The organism is Amycolatopsis dongchuanensis (assembly GCF_039542405.1).
Taxonomy (GTDB): domain Bacteria; phylum Actinomycetota; class Actinomycetes; order Mycobacteriales; family Pseudonocardiaceae; genus Amycolatopsis_E; species Amycolatopsis_E sacchari.
Window position 1 is genome coordinate 1 of record NZ_BAABIB010000096.1, and the last position, 902, is coordinate 902.

1 protein-coding gene is annotated in these 902 nt (G+C 73.8%); it reads right to left on the reverse strand.

The annotated features are described in order from the left end of the window. Positions 1-219: 219 nt before the first annotated feature. Positions 220-849, reverse strand: coding sequence for a class I SAM-dependent methyltransferase (locus tag ABFX51_RS26410; protein ID WP_346055227.1), 630 nt, complete (start codon positions 847-849; stop codon positions 220-222). Positions 850-902 lie beyond the last annotated feature (53 nt).

The following is a 902-nucleotide window of genomic DNA, read 5'->3' on the forward strand; positions in this document are numbered from 1 at the left end:
CCCAGCGGCCCCGCGCCCCGCGACCGGCGCCCGTTGGGCCCGGCGCCCAGCGGGTCGCGCCCGGCGGCGGCCACACCCGGCCCCCGCGCCCGACGCCCACCGCGCCCAGCGGGCCCGCATCCAAAGCCGCGCCCAGCAAGGCCCAACCCCAGGCGGCAGGCCCCGCCTCGGCAACCGTGGGCCTCAGCCCAGCGAAAACCCCTCAAAACCTCCGCCGCGTCACCACTTCGACGCCAGGCGGCGGCGCAGGCGGACCGGGAACAGCTGCCGCGGCGTGCGCACCTCCTGCTCCCCCACCACCTGGAACAGGCCGCGCCGGTCGGTCATGTCGCCCTTGCCGCTCGGCGGGCGGCCGAACAGGCCCAGCAGCGCCAGCGAAATCCCGCTCTCCTCCGTCCACTCCGCCAGCGCCCGCGCCTCCGCCGGGTCCTCGCCCAGCAGCTCGTCGAACAGCAGGACGCTGCCCGGCCGCAGCAACGGCGTCAGCCACTTCAGCGCGGTCACCGTCGAGCTGTACAGGTCCGCGTCGAGGTGGGCGAAGCTCACCGTGCCGACCTCGGCGGCCAGCTCCGGCGTCAGCGTCTGGTCGAAGTAGCCCTTCACGATCCGCACGCCCGTCAGCTTCGGCACGGCCGTCGCGAACGTGCCGGCCTTGAGGTGCTCGTAGTCCTCCGCCAGCCCCTCGAACGAGTCACACGCGAAGATCCGCTTGCCGCGCCCCCGCCCCCACAGCCTGCCGCGCCACAGCTCGTCGCGGATGACGCGCGTCGAGTGGCCCTGCCAGGTGCCGAACTCGACGACGTTGCCCGGGATGTCCCGCGAAATCGCCACGGCGAGTTCTAGTTGTATGAGGCGTTGACGTTGGTGACGCCGGTGTGGAGCCGGGAGGCTGGCGGCTGGTT